Here is a 22,517-nt window from a genome sequence, read left to right on the forward strand (position 1 = left end):
AGTAGGGTATCTAATGAATAAAAAATTATTTTGGCCTTGTGCTTTAACCACATTGGCAATCATGCTGAATGGTTGTGGCGGTGGTAGCTCGACAATTAATGAAGATCCAAGCTCTGGTAGCAATAACGGAAACTTATCTTCTGGCAGTTGTACACCGACCACAAGTAATATTGGTGCAGTAGATACAACTTGTTTACAATTCGCTTTAGATTATCCGATAGCTGGTATTAATTTTGATTGTAGTTCAGCTACAAATTTTCATTATGCTACAAAATTTTCAGGAAATGCTGTAATTGGATCATGTAAAGTTGGTGATACGGCAAGTTTTTATATTCAAAGTAAAGATAATAAGAAGGTTTACTTAGGAAACGTTAATCTTGATACAGTTGGAAAGTTTACTTCTGTTAATTCTAATACCAAGCAAAGCAATCCTATATATTTAAGAATATTAGATTTAGCAAGTGGAATTACAGGAAAAACACCAGTAAGCTTAGATAAAAATGATGAAACTATTAAAGTAGCAATTGCTTTAGTAAAAATTTTTCAAAGCATTGGTGTAGAAAATGGTGATAATGTTATCGGTGATATACAACCAACTCAACTTACAGATACAAAAAAAGATCAACTTACGAAGATTTCTCAGAGTATAACAGCTACCGAATTTCAGAACGGAGCTTATGCAAACATTTTGAAACCATGGTTAGATCTAGACCAAATTTCTGATGATGAAGCATATAGGCTTTTAGTACAAACAACTAATTTAAGTAATGCCGGTGTTTTTCAAGCATTCAATCTCCTTCTTAACTCAACAGTACTTCAGACTTATCAAGTGTTTAATGGATGTAATAGATCTACACAACAAGAGTGTTTTATTAATACACCTAACTTGCGTCATTCCACAGATGATCTTTATTTATTATCGGATCGTCAAGGTTATACGCTAGGATATGGTCTGCAGTGGAAGGGGGATGCGATTATTGCTGGAACTGAGGGTAATCAAGTAGTACAAAATCCTTATTCATTAACTTCAAAAGTTAAACCAGCTAAACTCAATGTATATGCACAAAATAATTGGTTAAACCCGGTTAGTCGAGAAGTTCAGTCAACTACACCACTCCGGTTGAGTTTTTCTAATAACCCAAGCGAAGATCTGCAGATTTATCAGGGAAAATTTTTTAATGATTATGCAGTAGCAGGCACAGAGGCATTCTATAAATACTTAACAAAACTTAGTACAGGTAATCCACAGCATTACGGGCTCTGGCGTCAAAATGTTGATGGAGATAGTTACAATGGTATGTTGAGTATTATTAAAAGTAGCCCTATTAGTTATCTAGAGCAAAATGTTTTTAAAACATTAGGTAATGTAAAAACAGGCGAAAATTATATTTTTCCTCTTTATGCTACTTTGACATTCAATTTTTCAGATACCACTATTCAACCTGTAAATTTAGGTATTGTGATTGATGAGCATGGAGATATTCGGACTGATATCAAACCTAATTCGACAACAACGGATATGTCAGGTCAATGTGCTACGGTATCAGATGCAAGTTTAGTTGATAGCAATGGTGTGCAACAATATCGAATTGGTACTACAGCAGCGACGGTTAATGACCCTTTAAATGCTGATCAATCTGTATATGTCCGTATGATTTTATCTAATACTAAATTTGCCAATATCGATGGTGTTATGGTTGGGCTGACTTTTGCAGGTGTTTCTCCAGGTCCTGCAAAATTGAATCTATTTAATTTATTGGCAAATAAGGTAGATAGTACAAGCATAGATTTTGATAATAATACTCCTTGGTATAATCAATATGCGGCAGCTCAGGCTAGCTATAATAAGCTTGATAAAGTAACCCCTACTGAAGATGATAAAGCTTTAGCCAAACGCCAATTGGGTACGGTCACAATTAAACTAGCTGATCAGTCTATTCCAGCATGTAAAGCGATCAAAATTAAATCTTAATTAAACAAAATAAAAAAGACCGTGAAAGCGGTCTTTTTTATTAACTAAATTAACCTGTATGGTCTAAACGAGTTCCTAGTGTTTCTAGGTGCGTTGGAAAAACTTGTTTTTTACGATCTTCAAAATAATGTCTGAGTGTGTGTTCGACACTCGGAAAGGCAAGTTCACCCCATAGAATCTCATGCTCTTCGAATAATCGGCTCTCTATGCTTTCTTCACCCGCACCAAAAAGTCCATCTTTTAGCTGAGCTTTGAAAAGTACATAAATTTGACCAATACGAGGAATATTGTATATACAGTAAAGTTGTTCTATTTCAATTTCGGCTTCTGCTTCTTCACGAGTTTCTCGCGCCGCACCTTGTTCCATGGTTTCGAACAACTCCATATAACCAGCGGGCAAAGTCCATAAGCCATAACGAGGTTCAATTGCACGACGGCAGAGGAGTACTTTATCTTCCCATAACGCTAAGGCACCGCAGATTACTTTGGGGTTTTCATAATGAATATTTCCACAATGAGTACAAACACGGCGTACTTTATGATCACCTAAAGGAATTTTTTGTTCGGTTTTATGCCCACACGCTACACAGAAACTCATAATTATCATCGAGTATAGAGATGCCTCAGCATAACTGAATTTTTAGACTTACGCATCAACTCTATTCCCTAAGTTTGATTTTCAGATATGATGCAAAGAGAGACAGAATAATAGGTGAATGGTATGGAAGAGCACTTGCTAACACAAAAGTTACAGCAAAGATTGCGCTTTTCCACCCGCATACAAGAAGCACAAGCTGCAGTACTGATTGCGATTACAAATGAAAATAATCCTAAGGTACTGCTTACACGCCGTTCAATACATATGAACAACCATGCGGGGGAGGTTTCTTTTCCGGGTGGCAAACGTGACCCCAGTGATACAAGTAATATTGTTGTAGCGCTAAGAGAAGCTCAAGAAGAGACGGCTTTAAATCCGTTTGATGTACAGTTGCTAGGTGATCTGCCTATGCAACGTGCAAGAAGTGGCTTGTCTGTAAAACCGATTGTTGGCCTTATTCCTCCTGAGGTAACTTTAATTCCTCAGCCCACCGAAATTGATCGAATTTTCTTTGTGCCTTTACAGCAACTTATAGAGACGCGTCCGACGCCATATGAAGTTCGATATGCTCATCAATCTTTATACTTCCCAAGCTTGCAGATTGATAATGAAATTATTTGGGGCCTCACAGCGCGGATGTTAATTGCCTTATTTAAATATGGTTTAGGCTACCAAAAAGAGTGGCCATTTCTACTGAACTCACCAACGTTTGGAATGCCAAAATTTTCTCATAAAAAATAAAGATCAGGACTGATAAATTATGATGTATAGCTATCAAGGACAGCATCCAAAAGCCTTACATGAGCCATGGGATGGCTGGGTTGCTCCAACCGCAACGCTTATTGGACAAGTAGAATTAGGCCGTCAGGTCAGTATTTGGTTTGGTGCTGTAGTACGTGCCGATAATTGTATAGTGCGCATTGGTAATTTTTCTAATATTCAAGAAAATTCGGTATTACATACTGATGCTGGACTTGAGCTAAATATTGGTGAATATGTCACGGTCGGACATAAAGTCATGCTGCATGGTTGTACAATTGGTGATAATAGCCTGATTGGTATGAACGCCGTCATTTTAAATCGGGCTGTGATTGGTAAAAATTGTATTATCGGTGCTAATGCTTTAATACCAGAAGGTAAAGTGATTCCAGATAACTCAGTAGTGATGGGTTCACCAGGAAAAATTGTGAAAACTTTGGATGAAGATGGCGCGGCAAAAATACGTTTGAGCGCACTACATTATGCTGAACACTTTAAAAGCTATGCCGATTTGAAAGAATTTCACTTTTAAAATTTTAGTAAGATATTTTCTATGCCAAGCACTCGCTTGGCATTTTTATTTAGATAGGAACAACTCGCCTAACAGGGCCGAGTGGGGTATCATTACTTCCGTTTTTAATCTGATTGAATACTAAGGTTGTGCATGAAACTGCTGGCGTTGGAAACTGCAAACGAGCAATGTTCCATTTCATTAATCAATGAAACCCAAGAACTCTTTTTCCAACTCGATACGCGAGCGAAAGCACAAACTCAGACCATTCTGCCAATGATTGAGCAAGGGTTACAACAAACCGAACTTGACGTAGCTGGTTTAGATGCAATTGCCTTTAGCCGAGGGCCGGGTTCTTTTAGTGGTGTTCGAATTAATGCTGCTGTTGCTCAGGCTTTAGCTTGGTCACAAGATTTACCTGTGGTTCCCGTTTCTACCTTACAAGCTCTCGCACAAGCGGCTTACCGACTTGAAGGTTTAGAGCAGGTAACTGCGGTACTCGATGCACGTATGAACGAAGTTTACATTGCAAGTTTTGTTCTAGATGAGCAAGGCATCATGCAGTGTATCGATGAAGAAAAATTAATGAACTACGAGCAAGCGGCTGCCTATGCAAAGCATTGCTTGATTGGTTCAGGTGCTAAACTTCTTCAAGCTGATGCAGAGTATCAAACAATCACTGCCACTGCACAAGACATTGCTTCGATTGCACGTGTCTATGCTGCCCAAAAGCAGTGGGTTGATGCTGAACATGCTTTACCGGTTTACTTGCGTGATGATGCATGGAAAAAAATTGCGGATCAGGGTAAAGCAAAGTAAAGGCACTGCGCATGCATATATATTTTGAAGTGGATTTTCAAGAACAAGCACAGCATTACCAAGCTGTGCTTTCTTCTAGAGGCGTGGCTGCCGATTTACAGCCGATTGAAAAGCTCAATGCCCGTTTTTTACGTTTAAATCCTGAATTAGCACTTTGTGTAGATGAAAACGGACTTTGGTTATCTGCGAACGGCATGAAAATGCAGCCTGACTGGAAAGCTGAAATCCCACGTTTAAAACGAGCAAGTCTTAAATCGGAAATGATTGCTCGTGCTTGTCAGTTAGGGGAAAAGCCAGTACTGGTCGATGCTACAGCGGGCTTAGGTCATGACAGCTTACTTATGGCTTATCTGGGTGCCCAAATCCAGCTTGTTGAGCGTCATCCGATTTTATTTACTTTACTTGAAGATTCAAAAGCTCAGGCACAGCGTGATCCATTTTTAAGTCAATTTATAGATCGTATTCAACTAATCTTTGCTGACTCTGCAAGCTATTTACAGCAATTAGATCAAGACGCACAAACGGTTGATGTAGTCTACCTTGACCCGATGTTCCCACAGCGCGACCAAAACCAACAAGCAATTAAAAAACAAGCCCAGGTCAAAAAGCAGATGCAGCTTTTGCATTTACTTTTACCCGAAGATGGAGAAATGGATTTGGGAGATAATTTGCTTGATTTGGCCAAAAAAGTTGCCAAGCGAGTGATTGTAAAACGTCCACGCCATGCTGTTTTCTTAGCAAATCAAGAGCCAGCTCATCAGTGGCAGGGGGATGCTTGTCGTTTTGATGCTTACTTTAAGTAAGCTTATGTAAGGTTAAGTTTTATTGCTTGAATAATGCACAAATATATGTGATATAGTTCAAAAGCATGATTGCTAAAATTCTTAGCAGGCATACACTTATGATGCCTGACAAAAACGAAATTTTTGAAACCTTTTTATGATTGATCTCAAACCCTCCATTAACTTTTGGCATGATTTTAAAAGTAACCAGCTTGCCGGAATGTGGTTATTTTTGGGGTCAAGACGTTCCTTACAGATCGTACATCCCTCTATTCTTCAACTTATAGTTTGGGGAATATTAGGCGGATGTACCAACTCACTTTATAGCTGGCTCGTAGCTGGTCAAATGGGTGATTTTAACTCCCAAGGCCTAATTGGGTACGCACTCTGGCCTTTTATTGCGCTTATTGTTGGTATTTTTTTATCACAGCGTATTAATCAGCCGCGTTTAATGTTAGTTCCAGCCTTACTGTGGCTAGTTTTAGATACCAATATTTTATTAATTCAATGTTTAATTCAATATCTGGGCTCTAATGGTTATTTGAACTTTGTTCCCGACGCTATTTATAACGGTATTTTACCCGGTTTGTTTGTAGCACTTTTTGTGTGGCAAAGTTTGGCGGTCATTTGGGTATTCTCACGTGAGCTTAAGTGGCCTTGGTGGGAGCGAGCATTGGTTATGGTTGCGACCATTGCGACCATGGTGGTTTGGCAACTTTCCGTAAAAGATCAGCCTATTTGGAAAGTGGAAGATTCTCCACCTACTTTTGCCGAAGATGCTTTTTATGCACAAAGTAAATTACTTCATGATGCTTTAGAGCAAGTTCAATATGGTGAGCTAGCGAAAAGTCATTGGTATTTCTTGGGTGTTGCAGGCGACAGTTATCAAGACGTTTTTAAATCGGAAGTGGTTCGTATTAAAGAACAATTCGATACACGTTTCGGCACTGTCGGACGTTCGATGATGCTAGTCAATAATCCAGATACTCGAACCGAAATTCCGATTGCGTCTAAAACTAGTATAGAGTTGGCTCTACGCCGTATGGGCCAGCAAATGAATCGTGACAGTGATGTGCTCTTTTTATATATGACATCACATGGTGAACAAAACCATTTTGAAATTGAAAATGCGCCTCTAGATTTGGGGCAAGTCGATCCGAAATGGTTACGTGAAACGCTCGATAAAGCGGGGATCCGTTGGCGTGTAATTGTCATTTCCGCCTGTTACTCGGGAAGCTTTATTCCGGCGTTACAGTCACCTGATACATTAATTATTACGGCATCTGCTGCGGATAAAACTTCGTTCGGTTGTAATAACGAAGCTGACTATACTTATTTTGGACGAGCTTTCTTTGATTTGGCGATGCGAGAGCAGTCTTCTATGAAAGATTCGTTTAATGCCGCTAAGCAAACCGTAACCAAATGGGAAGTCGCTCAAGGTGTAGAACCTTCAGAGCCGCAATGGATGATTGGTAAGAATATGGAGCTTATGCTACCTCAGTTGGAAAAATATCTTTTCCCACAGCAAAGCACAGGTAGTGTAAATATTGCTCAAACACAAACAGAGGCTAAAAACGATGCAACTCCTGCAAAAAAACCGCTGCTTTGAAGGTGAGCAGCGCATTTACCAGTTCGATTCTCAATTATTAAAGGGCTCTACTAAGTTTGGTGTTTATTTGCCACCTGCAGCTTTGGAAGGTAAACCTTGCTCAACTTTGTTTTACTTAGCGGGTTTAACGTGTACTGAGGAAACTTTTGCAATCAAAGCCCATGCACAACACATGGCCGCACAGCTTAGCCTCATACTGATTACACCAGATACTTCTCCTCGTGGTGAACAAGTCGCTGTAGGTGACCATTGGGATATAGGGCAAGGTGCTGGCTTTTATATTAATGCAACGCAAGCGCCTTGGTCTGAGCATTATCAGATGGAAAGCTATTTAATTGATGAGCTATATCCACTCATTTTAAAAAGTTTTCCGGTAAATGCTAAACAAGTTGGTGTCTTCGGACATTCGATGGGTGGCCATGGTGCCTTAACTTTAGCTTTTAAATATCCTGACAAGTTTAAGTCGGTATCTGCATTTGCACCGATTTGCGCGCCAAGTGAATGTGCATGGGGTGAAAAAGCATTTAGCCATTATTTAGGTACAGACCGCGATAGCTGGTTGGCTCATGATGCTACAGCTTTAGTCTTAAAAAATGGTGCAGTTTTTAGCGAAATTTTGGTTGATCAGGGATTGGATGATCAATTTTATGAACAACTTCACCCTGAAAAATTTAAGCAAGCATGTTTAAAAGCAGGACAGCCCTTAACTTTAAGACAACATGCTGGCTATGATCATGGCTATTATTTTATCCAGACCTTTATGGATGAGCACTTACAGTTTCATGCAATCCAGTTGGAAAAGGTCGCTGGCTAATAATTAGTGCTGCCATTCCACCTGAAATTCTTGTTGAGCCATACGGTTTAGATGATCAAGGACAACTTTTTCCAAGTGGTCATGGTCATCTAACTGGCTATCAATAGCAACATTTAATTGCTCTGTTTCTGGTGCAAGCGTAATGGTTGCTGTAGGCATTAAGATTTTAAAATCTTGCTCAGTTTCTTGTACTTCAAACTTATGTTTCCAATGATTAACTAGACGTTTTGCAATGCGTTTACCATCATTTGTTAATAGATGAGTTGTGCTTTTCATTATCAATCCTCACATTGGTTTAATGTACCTTAACAAATTCGTTTGGCACTTAGCATTCTATAGTAGCAACGTTACGTTGCAAGTTTGAAATGTTGCCATTTAAGCAAGGAAGAGCGGGCCAACTAGGTTCTTTTTTGTTATAATTTTTAGCCTCTCCTTAAACTTCTAGCCAGGTCATCCACCTATGTCCAAGCCTTATTTGATTGCTCCTTCTATTTTATCTGCCGATTTTGCTCGTTTAGGCGAAGATGTAGACAAAGTGTTAGCTGCAGGTGCAGATGTAGTGCATTTTGACGTTATGGATAATCACTATGTTCCAAACTTAACTTTTGGTGCAGGGGTGTGTAAGGCTCTAAAAAAATATGGTGTTAAAGCTCCTATTGATGTGCATTTAATGGTATCTCCAGTTGATCGTATTATTGGCGATTTCCTAGAAGCTGGCGCAGATATTATTACGTTTCACCCAGAAGCATCTCACCATATTGACCGTTCACTACAGCTTATTAAGTCTGGTGGTGCTAAAGCAGGTCTAGTTTTCAATCCAGCAACCCCATTACATTATTTGGACTACGTACTTGATAAAGTTGACCAAATTTTATTAATGAGTGTAAACCCAGGTTTTGGCGGACAAAAGTTCATTCCAATGACTTTAGAAAAATTACGTGAAGCTCGTAAAATTATTGATGCAAGTGGTCGAGATATTCGCTTAGAAGTAGATGGTGGTGTTGGTCCTGCAAATATCCGTGAAATTGCAGAAGCTGGTGCAGATATGTTTGTTGCTGGTTCAGCAATTTTTGGTCAACCAGATTATAAAGTTGTAATTGATCAAATGCGTGCAGAGCTTGCTAGAGTTGGTACTGTGAGCGTTTAAAAAAGCTTATTAAGCTGAGAGTAAACTTGTGGATAACTTTGTTTATAACTTTATGGATAACTGTGTTGATAACCGTATGGATAAAATGTTGGTAAAATAAACAAAAAGAGATCAACCGTTTACTCTCTACACAAAATATATGAAAAAAGAACGCTTTGGCGTTCTTTTTTTATACGTATTGGATATTTTATTGTCTGTTTTTTTATTAAGCTTTGCTAAAAAATGACCTGTGCAAAAAATGAGATGGAGCTGTGTAAAACTTTTAAAACATAATAGATAGAAAACTGTAAAAGTGTCATGAAAAGTAAAGCTAAATTTGATTTAATAAGATTTTAGTAAGAGACCTAGATCATTAATGACAGTAAAAATTTTAGCGGTAGATATGGATGGGACTTTTCTTAATTCTAAGAAGCAGTACAACAAAGCACGTTTTTTAAAACAGTATGAACAACTAAAACAAAATAATATTCATTTTGTGGTGGCCAGTGGTAACCAACTTGCAAAGCTTGTTACTTATTTTCCAGAAATTAATCATGAAATTACTTTCATTGCAGAAAATGGCGCACATGTTGTAGATGCAGGGCAAGAACTCGCTTTTGCTCATTTAAGCAAAGAACAGTTTAGTAAGATTCTAAAAGCGATTGACCCTGCGTATACCTCGACCATGGTGATCTGTGGGAAACAGAGTGCTTATGTACACAGGAGTATGAATGCAGAGAACTACGCTAAAGTCGCTCGATATTTTGAGAAGCTGACAGTTATCGATGACTTTTATGCGTTAGATGATCTGGTGTGTAAAATTACTTTTACTGCTCAGGAAAACGAAAGTTTTGCAATTTTTGAACATTTTCAGAAGCAAAGCTTCGTAGCAGATAAGGTTTTAGTGCCTGTTTCTAGTGGCTTTGGTTTTATTGATTTGATCCTTCCAGATCAACATAAAGCGCATGGTTTGAAGCTATTACTACAAAAATGGCAGATTGAAGCCAGTCAAGTGGTTGCGATTGGTGATAACAATAATGATATCCAGATGATCAAAGCAGCAGGTTATGGGTTTGCGGTTGAAAATGCTATTGAAGCTTTAAAAGCAGTAGCACCTTATACAACACGAAGTAATGAACGAGAAGGTGCACTAGAAGTGATTGATTTAGTTCTTCAGCATCAACCTCCGTTTGCTTAATGACCATAAAAACAATCAATTAAGATGTAAAATTGTATCTGTTTTAAAACTTGGTTATGCTTATACCCCATAGATAAATGGATTGCTCAAGGCAATAAATGATGACGCTGCAACACTTACGCAAGTATGCTTGGTTTGTGTTCCTAATGATTTTGGTCATTGGGTGGAGTGGCGTGTCTGTTGCTCAGATGCCTATGCAGCATGATCTTCATACAATGCCATGCCATAGTAAACAAATGACACATCACACTATGCATGTTCAAGCTGATGATCAGGCGATATGTCATCAATCTATGGTTAAAGTTTCTCATCAACATGGTGAACATTGCCAAGACTGTAACCCAGTGCATTGTCAAATGGTGAATCTGGCTTCACAGCAAGCTGTACCAGATATTGAAACATCATTTATTCCTAGTACATCTCAATTTAGTAGTATTTATCAGGCACAGCATTTAGCTGGATACTGGCAAGAAATCTTACGTCCACCAAAAGCTTAATCCTTTCTTACTTATTTTTTTAGTTAAAAGGATTACAGCAATGTCTCATAAAACAATTAGCAGCCTCATCGCTGTATTTGGTCTATTGGTTTCACCATGGACCCTCGCGGCAATTAAGGAATATCACCTTAATATTAATGAACAACAGGTCAATGTTACGGGCAAACCCCTTAAACGAATTACCGTAAATGGAAAATTTACAGCCCCACTTCTTGAGTTTGAGGAAGGGGATGAGGCTGTTATTCATGTTCATAACCAATTAAAGAATCAAGATACCTCTTTACATTGGCATGGCTTATTACTACCTGGGTTAATGGATGGTGTGCCCGGTTTCAATGGTTTTAAAGGAATCGCGCCAAACGGAGATTTTGTTTACCGTTTTAAGGTGAAACAAAATGGCACATATTGGTATCACGCCCACAGTAAAGGCCAAGAACAAGATGGTTTATATGGGCCGCTTGTGATTTACCCAAAAGGCAAAATACCAGTTGCGGCGCATGAAAAAACTGACCGTGATTATGTGGTGATGCTTTCAGATTTTCATCAGTCTTCTAGCGATAGTATTTTAAAGAATTTAAAGAAATCTGCTGAGTATTATCAAAACCGCCGTGAAACCGTATCTGATGTTTGGAAGCAAGTTAAAGCACAAGGCTTAAAAGCAACTTGGCAAGATCGTTCGATGTGGAATCAGATGCGGATGTTAAAAACCGATATGTCTGATGTGACGGGTTATACTTTCTTAGTTAACGGCAAGACACCAGAGCAAAACTGGACAGGTAATTTTAAAGCGGGCGATAAGGTTCGATTGCGATTTATTAATGCATCAGCTATGTCTTTTTTTGATGTCAGAATTCCAAATTTAAAAATGAATGTCGTGAGTGCAGATGGACAGCCAGTTAAACCTGTTTCAATTGATGAGTTTCGTATTGGTACAGCCGAAACCTACGATGTCATTGTAGAACCTAAACAAGCAAATTATCAGATTGAAGCTGAGTCTATTGACCGCAGTGGTTTTGCTATTGGTACCCTGCATGATGAAAATACCCAAGTAGGGCCGGTTCAAATCCCAGCATCACGTCCACGCGCTTTATTAACCATGGAAGATATGGGCATGAGTCATGGGGATGGGGCAAGTGATGAACATGCTGGCCATCAAATGAACATGCAACATGACATGTCGGCCATGCCTGAAATGAAAAAAGAAGCGAACCATGCTAATCATGATTCTACAATGATAAATATGGATCATGACATGAAAAATAAGTCATCTAGCGAACATGATCATTCCATGATGCAAATGAAGCATGACATGTCAGCGATGTCTGAAATGAAGCATGATATGCAGGCAATGGCAGCTAGCGAGCATGACCACGCTATGATGAATATGAATCATGAGATGCCTGCGCAATCTGAGAATAAGTCCAAAAAAGATGAACCCGTTTATGGCTGGGCAAATGCTTCAACACCAGCGGGGATGAAAACACTGCAATATAGTGATTTGCAGTCTTTAACACCGCAGCCAGATACTCGTGCGCCCGAGCGTGAATTAGTCATTCGTTTAGGGGGCAACATGGAGCGTTATATCTGGACTATTAATGGTAAGAAATTTAACGAAGCTGAACCATTACAAGTTAAATATGGCGAACGTATTCGCTTGAAGTTTGTAAATGACAGCATGATGGCTCATCCAATGCATTTACATGGCATGTTTATGCAATTGGAAAATGGTCAACAAGCTGAAAACTTACCAAATAAACATACCGTTATTGTTCCACCCGGAAAGACCGTTACTGCGTTATTGACAGCCGATGCTTTGGGAGAATGGGCGATTCATTGTCATTTGCTCTATCACATGAGTGCTGGAATGATGAATAAGTTGATTGTTGCTCAAGTAAATGACAGCCAACAACCAGCTCAATCACAGCCACCTGTTCAATCTGAAAATGGGAAAGGAGCTAGTCATGCGCATCACTAAGTTATTTTCTCAAATGATATGTTGCGGTGCTTTCTCGGGTATATCTTTATTTGCTTTTGCTCAAGAACCTTTAACACACGATCATTTACGCGAACATGGTGGACAGGTTTATCAAGCAACTAAGATTGATACTGGCTGGACTCAAAATGAAAAGGGTGAAGGCAGTTTTTCTTCTGAATTGGAAAGCTGGGTGGGAACGGATGAAAATAAATTATTCATTAAAGCCCATGTTGAAAAGGCCGAGTCGGAAGATGCCAATTATGGCGGTTCAGTACTTTATAGCCGCAATATAGCTGATTATTGGGATTTACAGGCTGGGGTAAACTATGAACGTTTACAACGGGAAGACGAAAAGCAAGAACGTTGGGCTGGTGTAGTGGGTTTACATGGCATGGCGCCTTACTTTTTTGAAACCGATGCTTATCTTTATGCAGGTGAAGATCAGTTATGGAAGTTGAGCCTAGAGACTGAAAGGGACTTACTCTTTACCCAAAAGTTGATTGGTAAGCCCTATTTAAAAGCAAACGTTGTTTTGCAAGATGAATCTCGCTATGCCAGTAAAACGGGATTATCGAGTTTACAGGCAGGGTTTCAAACCCGTTATGAAATCAATAAAAAGGTCATGCCATTTGTTGATGTCGGTTATGGTTATGAAAAAGGTTTAAAACAAACTGCTTGGCAAACTGGAACCGACTCTGAAAATGGTTGGTATTATGGTGCAGGGTTAACACTAAAATTTTAATTGCTGAACAAAAAGTAAGCTTAATGACATGCCATTAGTTTATACTAATGGCATTGTTTTTTGTGTCAGTTATGGTGCAAAGATGGCTTTAGAAAAACAAGAGAATCAAATAAATGTAAATAAAAGCTGCTCAAGCTGTGGGTGTTCAAGCGTAGCAACTCAGGAATATTCTATGCCGAGTGAATCTATGGCAAATAAAATCCAATGGGTGAGTTATTACCATATTCCTCACATGGATTGTGCAGCAGAAGAGCAGATGGTGCGAATGGCGTTAGCACCTTATGCTGGCCATATTCAAGAACTTGAATTTGATTTGCCTGCTCGGCATTTAGCGGTGTATCACAGTACAGAAGCTGAAAAAATTACCCACAGTCTGCAACGCCTAGGTTTAGGGGCAGAGTTACAGCAAACTCAACCTCACTATGAACCCATTGAAAAGCCTAAAAAGGTACGTGTTAGCTCTTCAGCCAATGCAGCACAAAAACAGGTTTTACAATGGTTGTTACTTATTAATGCAGTGATGTTTTTTATCGAATTTATGGCAGGCATCATTGCGTCATCAACAGGATTAATTGCTGACTCACTCGATATGTTTGCCGATGCGGCAATTTATGGAATTGCTTTATTTGTGGTAGGAAAAAACCTCAATGCTCAATTAAAGGCTGCACATATTTCTGGATGGTTTCAGTTTGGCTTAGCCATGATTGTGTTAGTTGATGTATTACGTCGTTTTATATACGGCAGTGAACCTGTTTCAATTCTCATGATTTTAATTGGTGGTTTAGCGCTTGCAGCCAATGTTAGTTGTCTTTATTTAATGAGAGATCATAAGGAGAGTGGGGCACATATGAAGGCGAGTTATATATTCTCTGCCAATGATGTCATCGTAAACTTAGGTGTCATTATTGCGGGAATATTAGTTGCAATCACTGGCTCTCGTTATCCTGATTTAATTATTGGATTGATTATTGTTTTGTTTGTTTTAAATGGTGCTCGGAAAATTCTACAACTCAAAAATGAATAATATTTTCTGATAAAGGCAAGCTTGAGTTCGGGTTTGCCTTCATTTTTTATTTTAAAGTAAACTGAGTCTTCACATAAGGAGGAACGACCTCCCCCATAATGGGTAATCATGTCGGGACGACCTGACACTATAAAAATTAGTGAATGTTATGGCTTGGGCTATTTTAATTTTAGCAGGTGTATTTGAAATCATTTGGGCATATTCTATGAAAATGTCTGAAGGTTTTACACGTTTAACCCCTAGTGTTATTACCGTAGTTTTTATGATTTTGAGTGTAGTTCTACTTTCAATATCAATGAAAACTTTACCTCTTGGTACTGCTTATACGGTTTGGACAGGCATAGGTGCAATTGGATCATTTTTAGTCGGTATATTTTTTCTTCATGAGCCTATTGGTGCAATGAGAATGATTGCCGCTGTACTGATTGTATCGGGACTGGTTCTAATGAAAATTTCGTCTCCATCTTAAAAGGATAAAGTATGTTGCTGTCTTATAAGTATATCAATTCGCCTGTTGGGCAATTAAAACTAGTTGCGAATGAAAATGCTTTGGTGGCAGTACTTTGGGACAATGAAAATCCAAAACGTGTTCGACTGGCAGAGCTGGTCGAACAAGCTGAGCATCCGGTTTTATTAAAAACTGAGCAACAGTTAAAAGAATACTTTGAAGGCAAACGCCGTGAATTTAGATTGCCATTAGATTTTGAAGGTACAGCATTCCAAAAACAGGTGTGGACCGCATTACTCAGCATTCCTTATGGCGAAACAAGAAGTTATAAAGAAATTGCTGTTCAAATTGGAAATGAAAAAGCAGTGCGAGCAGTAGGGGCTGCCAATGGTAAAAACCCAATTTCGATTATTGCACCTTGTCACCGAGTCATTGGCGCGGGTGGCGCTTTAGTGGGTTTTGCTGGTGGTCTTGATAAGAAAGATATTTTATTAAAATTAGAGCAAAAATAAGCTATTTTTAGCGCTCGATTTTTTCAGGCTTTTCTAATAAGCTGTCAATACTGATATTTCATATAAAGCGGGTTTTATGACCTCGCTATTTTCTGAAATATTGATCTTTTCATAACAAACTCTGGATGTTCTAAAAATGGCTGTCGGCGACGTAACAATGCCACAAATGCATGTGGTAAAAGGTGTAAAAATTGGCTCAACAGAAGCATATGTACGTTACCAAAACCGACGAGATTTAGTCATTTTTGAGTTTGCAGAAGGTTCAAATGTTGCGGGTGTATTTACTCAAAACGCCTTCTGTGCAGCACCTGTTCATGTCTCTAAAGCTCATCTTGCTCAAGGCAATCCTCGTTATTTAGTAATTAATACAGGTAATGCCAATGCGGGTACTGGACCTACAGGCTTAAAAAATGCTCAAGCTACTTGCGCGAAGTTAGCTGAGCTTGCTGGTGTGAACAGTTTTGAAGTACTTCCGTTTTCTACAGGGGTGATTGGTGAGCAGCTTCCAATGGAACGTTTACTTGCTGGTCTTCAACCTGCATTAAATAGTGTACAAGATGCTGCTTGGAATGATGCAGCAACTGGCATTATGACGACAGATACAGTTCCTAAAGGTGCATCTGAACAATTTGAACTTGATGGCATTACTTATACCATGACTGGTATTAGTAAAGGTGCTGGAATGATCCGTCCAAACATGGCAACCATGTTGAGCTTTGTTGCTACAGATGCGCCTATTAGCCGCGATTTAGTCCAAAAGCTATTAAAGACAACGGTTGAGCATTCATTTAACCGTATTACCATTGATGGTGATACTTCAACAAATGACTCTTGTATTTTTGTGGCGACTGGTCAGGCTGGTGGCACTGAAATTACATCAGACAGCGATGTGCGCTACGCAAAAGTATTAGAAGTGCTTGCTCGTCTCATGAACCGTTTAGCACAGTTAATTATACGTGATGGCGAAGGTGCGACCAAGTTCATTACTGTTGCTGTAGAGGGTGGTGGTAATATTCAAGAGTGTTGTGACATTGCGTATAGCATTGCACATTCTCCACTCGTTAAAACTGCACTGTTTGCATCTGACCCGAACTGGGGACGTATTTTAGCGGCAATTGGCTATGCAGGAGTGAAAGACTTAGACGTGTCTAAAATTCAGGTGTGGTTAGATGACGTTCAAATCTGTAAAGATGGTGGTGCAGCCGAGGACTATACCGAAGAAGCGGGTGCGCGCGTTATGGCACAAACCGAAATTACCATTCGCGTTGATTTAGGTCGCGGTCAAGCCAAGGACACAGTCTACACATGCGATTTATCTTACGACTACGTCAAGATTAATGCAGATTACCGTTCGTAAATATTCAGTTATAATCAAGCCTCGACAAAGAGGCTTTTTTATTAGCCCCATCTTTTGATATTAAATGATTCAATTTAGTAAATCATTTAAGCAGTAACGTTATATGCGAGCAGGTATGCCAGCATGAAGGATAGAGAAGACGTTTTATGAGTGATGCGACTTTAATTGCCAACGATGCAAAAAACATTGTACAAGCGCATTTAGACCGTTTAGGTGAACCAAAAGACAACCGCCTAAGTGAAGAAGCAAAACAACAAAAGTTTGCACAGATCGAAGCAGAGCTCAAAAAACGTGATGCTGTCCTTGTTGCTCACTACTATTGCGATCCCGATGTACAAGAACTTGCAGAAAAAACAGGTGGATGCGTTTCTGACTCTTTAGAAATGGCCCGTTTTGGACGAGATCATGCAGCCTCTACACTGGTTGTAGCTGGTGTTAAGTTTATGGGAGAAACAGCTAAAATTCTGTCTCCTGAAAAAACAATCCTGATGCCGACACTTGAAGCAACTTGTTCACTTGACTTAGGTTGTCCAGTCGATGAGTTCACAGCATTTTGTGATCAACACCCTGACCACACCGTAGTGGTTTATGCCAATACATCGGCTGCTGTTAAAGCACGTGCGGATTGGGTAGTGACTTCCAGCTGTGCAGTTGAAATTGTTGAGCACCTAGACAGTTTGGGCGAAAAAATTATTTGGGCACCAGATCAGCACTTAGGTCGCTATATTCAAAAGAAAACTGGTGCAGATATGTTGCTTTGGGATGGCGCATGTATTGTGCATGAAGAATTCCGTGCACGTGGCATTGCCAACATGAAAGCACTGTATCCAGATGCGGCTGTATTGGTACATCCAGAGTCGCCAGAGTCGGTAGTAGAAATTGCCGATGCGGTAGGTAGTACTTCTCAACTCATTAAAGCTGCACAGACTTTGCCAAATGAAAGACTCATTGTGGCAACTGACCGTGGTATTTTCTACAAAATGCAGCAAGCAGTACCAGATAAGATTTTAGTTGAAGCTCCAACAGCGGGTGAGGGAGCAACTTGTCGTTCATGTGCTCATTGTCCGTGGATGGCAATGAATGAACTCGAGGGAATTTTAGAAGTTTTACAAAAAGGCGATCAAGAAATACACGTTGATCCAGCGCTTGCTGAACGTGCCAAAATGCCTTTAGATCGAATGTTAGCCTTTAGTGCATCGTTAAAACGTTAAAAATCCTCAAAATGCTTGTTAAATATACATTTGATAAGGATTTTTAACTTTTTTTGACAATAGGTGTTGACGTCTGAGGGCGTCGCGCCTAGAATGCACACCGTACCGCACGATGTGCGATACAGCAAAAGCTGAGATAGATCGGAGCATAGCACAGCCTGGTAGTGCACCTGGTTTGGGACCAGGGGGTCGTAGGTTCGAATCCTACTGCTCCGACCACTTAAAAGAATATTTTAAGATCGGCGAAGTATCGCATGATAAGCATCATCGGTTAAGCGCCTGTAGCTCAGTTGGATAGAGCATCCGCCTTCTAAGCGGATGGTCACAGGTTCGAATCCTGTCAGGCGCGCCATTTGGTAGCTTGGTACATAGAACTTATTTGATGGTGGATGTAGCTCAGTTGGTAGAGCCCTGGATTGTGATTCCAGTTGTCGCGGGTTCGAATCCCGTCATTCACCCCAATTTCGGAGCATAGCACAGCCTGGTAGTGCACCTGGTTTGGGACCAGGGGGTCGTAGGTTCGAATCCTACTGCTCCGACCATATTTAAAAGCGTTCAAGCTTTCTAAAATATCCCAAATATTAAAAATAATTTCTTCTAGTCTTACAGATAGAAGGAATTTTTTTTTTTTTATATATTTAAATTTTAATTCATACACACTCCAATATTTGAACTTGTTTAAATAAGTTCTGTTCTCTGCTATTGATATTTCTGCCTTAACTCATCTTTTTCTTGTTCTGATAAAAATGCGATTTTAAGTCCATTTTCTTGAGCTGTATAAATTTGCTCAGGACTTAAACCTGCCAATGGGGCAGCAGTTAAATATTCATGCTGTATCTCAATGCCTTCAACAGCGGGGTCATCTGTATTAATGGTGGCAAGCACACCATGTTCTAAAAAAGTCTTTAATGGATGCTCTGCTAAAGAAGGCACTGTGTTGGTTTGAATATTTGAGGTGAGGCAAGATTCAATACCAATCTGGTGTTTAGCCAAATAATCTAGAAGTTTTAAATCTTGAACTGCTTTAACACCATGTCCAATCCGTTCGGCACCTAATTCTTCAATGGCTTGCCAAATACTTTCTGGGCCGGCAGCTTCGCCTGCATGTACGGTAATGTACCAACCTGTATCACGTGCTTTTTTAAAGTGCTCAATAAATAAATTGCCCGGAAAACCAAGCTCATCTCCAGCGAGATCCAGCGCTTTAATATCATTTTTATGGGCAAGTAGGGCGTTTAATTCTTTTTCACAGGCTTCTTGGCCAAAAGTACGGCTCATAATGCCAATTAAATTCGCTTTTACTCCGTAAGCTTGGCTGCCTTCTTTTACGCCAGCAATCACAGCTTCAACTACGCCTTCAAGTGGAAGTTGATGGGTCATACCCATGTAACCTGGTGAAAAACGTAGTTCTACATAGTCTAGGCCTTGCTGTGCTGCATCCTGCATGTTTTCAAAAGCAATACGTTTGCAGGCATCTAGACTCGCTAATACCTTTACGCCCCAATCGAGCTTCGATAAAAAACTTAATAAGTCTGGTTGGTTATCCATCACTTGTACGTGTGGTCGTAAAGATTCAATGTCGTAAGCAGGCAAATCTAAATTGTATTGTTGCCCCAATTCTAAAATGGTTTGAATGCGAATGTTGCCATCAAGGTGGCGATGTATATCTGTAAGCGGGAGCGTTTTTGTAATCATAGATTTCTTCTTATCTGTTCGTATCAGTTCATCATGCCTGTTTAGAGCCACTGATAAAAGTTTGGTTTTGCTATGTTTTTGTGAAAAGCGTTGAGTTGAGTTTTTTGCACTTACTATATTTGTATAAGTTTTAATTTTGATGACATTGTTCTGGCCTAAGAAGATAACGCAGTCTGTGTAAGATACAAGCACCAAGATTTTTATTGTTTTTAATTTCGCTGAGCCTGTTTTTTTGTTGACTCTTCAAGAGTAGATTGGCTGAAGAATGGTCATTGGTATTTTGGCTTTTACTTGTAAAGATGAATAAAGGCTTGCTAAAGACCAAACCGATAAAGCGATTAATTTATCTGTAGAAATCTATTTCTGGCAAGTAAATGAAAAAGAAGAAATAGGAAGCACTCAAATGAAGTCGGTACTTTGTCATCAAGCAACATTGCAAGTAGTGGACCAACCGAACTTAACACCTGCAAAAGGGCAGGTTTTGTTAGAAGTGGTGCGATGTGGGATCTGCGGTTCAGATTTACATATGCAGCACCACTGCGACCACATGCATGATTTGGCTGCACGTGTAGGGTTTAATGGTTTAGCGAAGTCTACAGACCCGTTTGTACTAGGACATGAGTTTTGCGGCAAGGTTTTGGACTACGGCCCAAAAACACGTCATAAATTTAAAGCGGATACACTCGTTTGTGCAATGCCGCTTTTGAATGTAGATCAGCATGGTTATTTGTCTACGGGACTTTCCCCAAATGCTTCGGGTGGCTATGCCGAGCAAGTATTGGCTCAATCGAGCTTGATGTTTGAAGTACCGAATGGTCTAGATGCAGATAGTGCTGCCATGACTGAACCTATGGCAGTTGCATTGCATGCTGTTCGCCGTAGCCGTGTAAAAACTGGTGAACCTGCGATTGTGATTGGCTGCGGTCCTGTTGGGCTAGGTGTCATATTAATGCTTAAGGCGGCTGGGGTTAAAACTGTAGTTGCCAGTGACTTTTCACCAAACCGCCGTAAGCTTGCCGAGCAATGCGGTGCCGATATTGTGGTAGACCCTAAAGAGACATCGCCATTTGCCAACTGGAAGGAGTTTGGTTTGCTTGGCAATGTATCAGATGCGATTAACATGGGCATGGGGGTGTTTGATAAGTTGCAAGCGACTCGCTTACCGTGGTGGCATGGATGGCGCATGATTGATAAATTGGGCGCTCTGCCAAAACGTCCTGTTATTTTTGAGTGCGTCGGCGTGCCGGGTGTTTTGCAGCAAATTATTGAAGGTGCACCTTTGTTTTCCCGAATTGTTGGGGTGGGTGTATGCATGCAAAGTGACAAAATAGAACCAGCACTTGCGATTAATAAAGAGTTAGAAATTCAGTTTGTGTTGGGCTATACACCGCTTGAGTTTCGAGATGCGCTGCATATGATTGCAGAAGGTAAAGTGAACTGTTCACGGCTCATTACCGGTGTTGTTGGCCTAGAAGGTGTTACGAGTGCATTTGAGGCATTACGTGACCCTGAACAGCATGCCAAGATTCTGATTGATCCGAAACGTAGTGGTTCAGATATTCAATTAATGAGTCATTAATTTCAAAGTTATTTACGCTTAACTAAAAAGATTGTGATTTGGTTAATCACAATCTTTTTTATGGTTATAGATCGCAATATTTGACATAAATCAGGGCTGCTCAGCTAATTCGTATTAGTCTTTAGTTGTTCTAGTTCTTGGTAAATCCATTCAACAAATTTTTGAATGGTTGGGGTTATGTCTTGGCTTGAATGGATGAGATAGTATTTTCGGCTACCTTTTAGTTTCTTATTGGAAACAATCACCAGTTCTTTTTTTTGTAGTTCAGACTCAATCAACATTTGCGGAATTAGAGCCATTCCCATGTCATGACTGGCAGCAACCGCAAGCATTGAAAATAACTCATGGCGTTGTCCATCAAAAGGTTTAGGGTGTTGCATCTGATGAGTGAGAAACCATTCTTGCCAAATGCTAGGTCGAGTGGTTTGTTGTAGTAAAGGGATTTTTAATAAATCTTCTGGGCTTAAATCATAGGTATTTTCATTAATCATCACAGCATCTGGAAAATACTTTTCGATAAGTCTGGGCGAGCATACAGGTACAATTTCTTCATCCATTAAATAATGCGCTTGTATGCCGGGCCAATGGTCAATTTGCTGCTGCGTACCTGCAAAAATAGCAGCGTCAAAAATATTGTCGTTAAATAAAAAGGGCTTGGTACTGGTCTCTAAGTGAACCGTAATTTCAGGGTGTTTTTGATTTAAAAGATGGAGCTTGGGTAATAACCATCGCGTTGCAAAGGTAGGAACCACACCTAATTTTAGTGTGCCACCTAAACCCTTATGAGAAATCACATCGGCTGTACATTTCTCTAAACCCAATAAATAGGGTTTAATGCTTTTAAAATATTGTTGTCCTGCAATGGTTAGCTCGACGCCATGCCGAGTACGTATAAAGAGTTCAACGCCCAAGAAATCTTCTAACTGCTGAATTTGGCGCGAAACTGCACTTTGGGTAATGCATAGCTCTTGCGCAGCATAGGTATAACTTAGATGTTTTGCTGCACTTTCAAAGCAAATTAGACCCTGAATGGACGGGATACTTCTTCGCATAAATAAATCCTTTTATTTGTCATCATATTTCAAAACAGCATATGACCTAAATGCAGATATCCGAGTTTAGTATAAAAATAAGCCATTTTTAATGAAATACAACGAATTAAATCGTTAAATTTAACGTAACTCATTTTAAATATGCGTAAGTCGCATATCTGCATGAACATTTATCGTTTGATTACTGCATTTTTCACGCATAACATCGAGTAAGAAGATCAAATCAAGCAGAGGATG

Annotated in this window: 22 protein-coding genes and 4 tRNA genes; 22 read left to right on the top strand and 4 right to left on the bottom strand. The window is 39.7% G+C overall.

What is annotated here, in order from left to right; all coding sequences use genetic code 11:
• Positions 1-13 precede the first annotated feature (13 nt).
• Positions 14-1,972 carry a hypothetical protein gene (locus J678_RS17610; RefSeq protein WP_004710488.1) on the top strand — a complete coding sequence of 653 codons (1,959 nt, stop codon included), beginning with the start codon at positions 14-16 and terminating at the stop codon, positions 1,970-1,972.
• Positions 1,973-2,021: 49 nt separating this feature from the next.
• Here J678_RS17610 and J678_RS17615 read toward each other — a convergent pair whose 3' ends face one another.
• The gene (locus J678_RS17615) at positions 2,022-2,570 is read right to left on the bottom strand and encodes an NUDIX hydrolase (protein WP_017393204.1); all 549 of its coding nucleotides are present in this window, start codon (positions 2,568-2,570) and stop codon (positions 2,022-2,024) included.
• Positions 2,571-2,684: 114 nt separating this feature from the next.
• Here J678_RS17615 and J678_RS17620 point away from each other — a divergent pair, with 114 nt between their 5' ends.
• From J678_RS17620 to fghA, 6 genes are all read left to right on the top strand, one after another.
• Entirely contained in the window at positions 2,685-3,311 is a 627-nt protein-coding gene (locus J678_RS17620) for a CoA pyrophosphatase (RefSeq protein ID WP_006581515.1), read from the top strand.
• 22 nt (positions 3,312-3,333) lie between these two features.
• Positions 3,334-3,861 (top strand): gamma carbonic anhydrase family protein, encoded by a 528-nt coding sequence (locus J678_RS17625; RefSeq protein ID WP_079377068.1) that lies wholly within the window; start codon positions 3,334-3,336, stop codon positions 3,859-3,861.
• Between the two features lie 132 nt (positions 3,862-3,993).
• Positions 3,994-4,659, top strand: a complete 666-nt coding sequence (tsaB, locus tag J678_RS17630) for a tRNA (adenosine(37)-N6)-threonylcarbamoyltransferase complex dimerization subunit type 1 TsaB (protein ID WP_017393205.1) — start codon at positions 3,994-3,996, stop codon at positions 4,657-4,659.
• A gap of 11 nt (positions 4,660-4,670) precedes the next feature.
• A complete protein-coding gene (locus tag J678_RS17635) occupies positions 4,671-5,462 on the top strand; it encodes a class I SAM-dependent methyltransferase (RefSeq protein ID WP_031955840.1) in 792 nt (263 codons plus the stop codon).
• Between the two features lie 136 nt (positions 5,463-5,598).
• On the top strand, positions 5,599-7,050 hold the full coding sequence (locus tag J678_RS17640) for a C13 family peptidase (RefSeq protein ID WP_017393207.1): 1,452 nt from the start codon (positions 5,599-5,601) through the stop codon (positions 7,048-7,050).
• Positions 7,019-7,864, top strand: coding sequence for an S-formylglutathione hydrolase (gene fghA / locus J678_RS17645; RefSeq protein WP_017393208.1), 846 nt, complete (start codon positions 7,019-7,021; stop codon positions 7,862-7,864). The genes J678_RS17640 and fghA overlap by 32 nt, the downstream gene beginning before the upstream one ends.
• Positions 7,865-7,867: 3 nt before the next feature.
• Here fghA and J678_RS17650 read toward each other — a convergent pair whose 3' ends face one another.
• Complete coding sequence (locus tag J678_RS17650) at positions 7,868-8,140, bottom strand: DUF2218 domain-containing protein (RefSeq protein ID WP_000843452.1); 273 nt, start codon at positions 8,138-8,140, stop codon at positions 7,868-7,870.
• A 184-nt stretch (positions 8,141-8,324) separates the two neighbouring features.
• Between J678_RS17650 and rpe the strand changes: the two genes are divergently transcribed.
• The 14 genes from rpe to J678_RS17720 all read left to right on the top strand — a co-directional run bounded on the left by rpe (position 8,325) and on the right by J678_RS17720 (position 18,496).
• The gene (gene rpe, locus J678_RS17655; RefSeq protein WP_004710471.1) at positions 8,325-9,011 is read left to right on the top strand and encodes a ribulose-phosphate 3-epimerase; all 687 of its coding nucleotides are present in this window, start codon (positions 8,325-8,327) and stop codon (positions 9,009-9,011) included.
• 355 nt (positions 9,012-9,366) lie between these two features.
• On the top strand, positions 9,367-10,188 hold the full coding sequence (locus J678_RS17660) for a Cof-type HAD-IIB family hydrolase (RefSeq protein ID WP_017393209.1): 822 nt from the start codon (positions 9,367-9,369) through the stop codon (positions 10,186-10,188).
• Positions 10,189-10,289: 101 nt separating this feature from the next.
• Complete coding sequence (locus J678_RS17665) at positions 10,290-10,685, top strand: hypothetical protein (RefSeq protein ID WP_017393210.1); 396 nt, start codon at positions 10,290-10,292, stop codon at positions 10,683-10,685.
• 40 nt (positions 10,686-10,725) lie between these two features.
• Positions 10,726-12,660, top strand: coding sequence for a copper resistance system multicopper oxidase (locus J678_RS17670; protein WP_017393211.1), 1,935 nt, complete (start codon positions 10,726-10,728; stop codon positions 12,658-12,660).
• Positions 12,647-13,402, top strand: a complete 756-nt coding sequence (locus J678_RS17675; RefSeq protein ID WP_017393212.1) for a copper resistance protein B — start codon at positions 12,647-12,649, stop codon at positions 13,400-13,402. Before J678_RS17670 ends, J678_RS17675 begins: the two co-directional genes overlap by 14 nt.
• A gap of 28 nt (positions 13,403-13,430) precedes the next feature.
• Complete coding sequence (locus tag J678_RS17680; RefSeq protein WP_017393213.1) at positions 13,431-14,426, top strand: cation transporter; 996 nt, start codon at positions 13,431-13,433, stop codon at positions 14,424-14,426.
• 148 nt (positions 14,427-14,574) lie between these two features.
• Positions 14,575-14,895 (top strand): DMT family transporter, encoded by a 321-nt coding sequence (locus J678_RS17685; RefSeq protein ID WP_002115842.1) that lies wholly within the window; start codon positions 14,575-14,577, stop codon positions 14,893-14,895.
• Between the two features lie 11 nt (positions 14,896-14,906).
• A complete protein-coding gene (locus J678_RS17690) occupies positions 14,907-15,386 on the top strand; it encodes a methylated-DNA--[protein]-cysteine S-methyltransferase (RefSeq protein ID WP_017393214.1) in 480 nt (159 codons plus the stop codon).
• Between the two features lie 136 nt (positions 15,387-15,522).
• Positions 15,523-16,743 carry a bifunctional glutamate N-acetyltransferase/amino-acid acetyltransferase ArgJ gene (gene argJ, locus J678_RS17695; RefSeq protein WP_017393215.1) on the top strand — a complete coding sequence of 407 codons (1,221 nt, stop codon included), beginning with the start codon at positions 15,523-15,525 and terminating at the stop codon, positions 16,741-16,743.
• A gap of 146 nt (positions 16,744-16,889) precedes the next feature.
• Positions 16,890-17,954, top strand: coding sequence for a quinolinate synthase NadA (gene nadA, locus J678_RS17700; RefSeq protein ID WP_017393216.1), 1,065 nt, complete (start codon positions 16,890-16,892; stop codon positions 17,952-17,954).
• Between the two features lie 142 nt (positions 17,955-18,096).
• Positions 18,097-18,173, top strand: a tRNA-Pro gene (locus tag J678_RS17705).
• Positions 18,174-18,229: 56 nt separating this feature from the next.
• Positions 18,230-18,306 (top strand) — tRNA-Arg (locus tag J678_RS17710).
• Between the two features lie 33 nt (positions 18,307-18,339).
• Positions 18,340-18,415 (top strand) — tRNA-His (locus J678_RS17715).
• A gap of 4 nt (positions 18,416-18,419) precedes the next feature.
• Positions 18,420-18,496, top strand: a tRNA-Pro gene (locus tag J678_RS17720).
• 157 nt (positions 18,497-18,653) lie between these two features.
• Here J678_RS17720 and add read toward each other — a convergent pair.
• Positions 18,654-19,649, bottom strand: a complete 996-nt coding sequence (add, locus tag J678_RS17725; RefSeq protein WP_017393217.1) for an adenosine deaminase — start codon at positions 19,647-19,649, stop codon at positions 18,654-18,656.
• Between the two features lie 403 nt (positions 19,650-20,052).
• Between add and J678_RS17730 the strand changes: the two genes are divergently transcribed.
• The gene (locus J678_RS17730) at positions 20,053-21,228 is read left to right on the top strand and encodes a zinc-binding dehydrogenase (RefSeq protein ID WP_017393218.1); all 1,176 of its coding nucleotides are present in this window, start codon (positions 20,053-20,055) and stop codon (positions 21,226-21,228) included.
• A 104-nt stretch (positions 21,229-21,332) separates the two neighbouring features.
• Here J678_RS17730 and J678_RS17735 read toward each other — a convergent pair whose 3' ends face one another.
• The gene (locus J678_RS17735; RefSeq protein WP_001254611.1) at positions 21,333-22,280 is read right to left on the bottom strand and encodes a LysR substrate-binding domain-containing protein; all 948 of its coding nucleotides are present in this window, start codon (positions 22,278-22,280) and stop codon (positions 21,333-21,335) included.
• Positions 22,281-22,517 lie beyond the last annotated feature (237 nt).

The organism is Acinetobacter sp. 1424608 (assembly GCF_000588255.1).
Taxonomy (GTDB): Bacteria; Pseudomonadota; Gammaproteobacteria; order Pseudomonadales; family Moraxellaceae; genus Acinetobacter; species Acinetobacter nosocomialis.

Bases quoted from the DNA above. Each gene is read 5' to 3' on its own strand.
- J678_RS17610 (WP_004710488.1), top strand. From the start codon at position 14: ATGAATAAAAAATTATTTTGGCCTTGTGCTTTAACCACATTGGCAATC.
- J678_RS17615 (WP_017393204.1), bottom strand. From the start codon at position 2,570: ATGAGTTTCTGTGTAGCGTGTGGGCATAAAACCGAACAAAAAATTCCT.
- J678_RS17625 (WP_079377068.1), top strand. From the start codon at position 3,334: ATGTATAGCTATCAAGGACAGCATCCAAAAGCCTTACATGAGCCATGG.
- tsaB (WP_017393205.1), top strand. From the start codon at position 3,994: ATGAAACTGCTGGCGTTGGAAACTGCAAACGAGCAATGTTCCATTTCA.
- J678_RS17635 (WP_031955840.1), top strand. From the start codon at position 4,671: ATGCATATATATTTTGAAGTGGATTTTCAAGAACAAGCACAGCATTAC.
- J678_RS17640 (WP_017393207.1), top strand. From the start codon at position 5,599: ATGATTGATCTCAAACCCTCCATTAACTTTTGGCATGATTTTAAAAGT.
- fghA (WP_017393208.1), top strand. From the start codon at position 7,019: ATGCAACTCCTGCAAAAAAACCGCTGCTTTGAAGGTGAGCAGCGCATT.
- J678_RS17650 (WP_000843452.1), bottom strand. From the start codon at position 8,140: ATGAAAAGCACAACTCATCTATTAACAAATGATGGTAAACGCATTGCA.
- rpe (WP_004710471.1), top strand. From the start codon at position 8,325: ATGTCCAAGCCTTATTTGATTGCTCCTTCTATTTTATCTGCCGATTTT.
- J678_RS17660 (WP_017393209.1), top strand. From the start codon at position 9,367: ATGACAGTAAAAATTTTAGCGGTAGATATGGATGGGACTTTTCTTAAT.
- J678_RS17665 (WP_017393210.1), top strand. From the start codon at position 10,290: ATGACGCTGCAACACTTACGCAAGTATGCTTGGTTTGTGTTCCTAATG.
- J678_RS17670 (WP_017393211.1), top strand. From the start codon at position 10,726: ATGTCTCATAAAACAATTAGCAGCCTCATCGCTGTATTTGGTCTATTG.
- J678_RS17675 (WP_017393212.1), top strand. From the start codon at position 12,647: ATGCGCATCACTAAGTTATTTTCTCAAATGATATGTTGCGGTGCTTTC.
- J678_RS17680 (WP_017393213.1), top strand. From the start codon at position 13,431: ATGCCATTAGTTTATACTAATGGCATTGTTTTTTGTGTCAGTTATGGT.
- J678_RS17685 (WP_002115842.1), top strand. From the start codon at position 14,575: ATGGCTTGGGCTATTTTAATTTTAGCAGGTGTATTTGAAATCATTTGG.
- J678_RS17690 (WP_017393214.1), top strand. From the start codon at position 14,907: ATGTTGCTGTCTTATAAGTATATCAATTCGCCTGTTGGGCAATTAAAA.
- argJ (WP_017393215.1), top strand. From the start codon at position 15,523: ATGGCTGTCGGCGACGTAACAATGCCACAAATGCATGTGGTAAAAGGT.
- nadA (WP_017393216.1), top strand. From the start codon at position 16,890: ATGAGTGATGCGACTTTAATTGCCAACGATGCAAAAAACATTGTACAA.
- add (WP_017393217.1), bottom strand. From the start codon at position 19,649: ATGATTACAAAAACGCTCCCGCTTACAGATATACATCGCCACCTTGAT.
- J678_RS17730 (WP_017393218.1), top strand. From the start codon at position 20,053: ATGAAGTCGGTACTTTGTCATCAAGCAACATTGCAAGTAGTGGACCAA.
- J678_RS17735 (WP_001254611.1), bottom strand. From the start codon at position 22,280: ATGCGAAGAAGTATCCCGTCCATTCAGGGTCTAATTTGCTTTGAAAGT.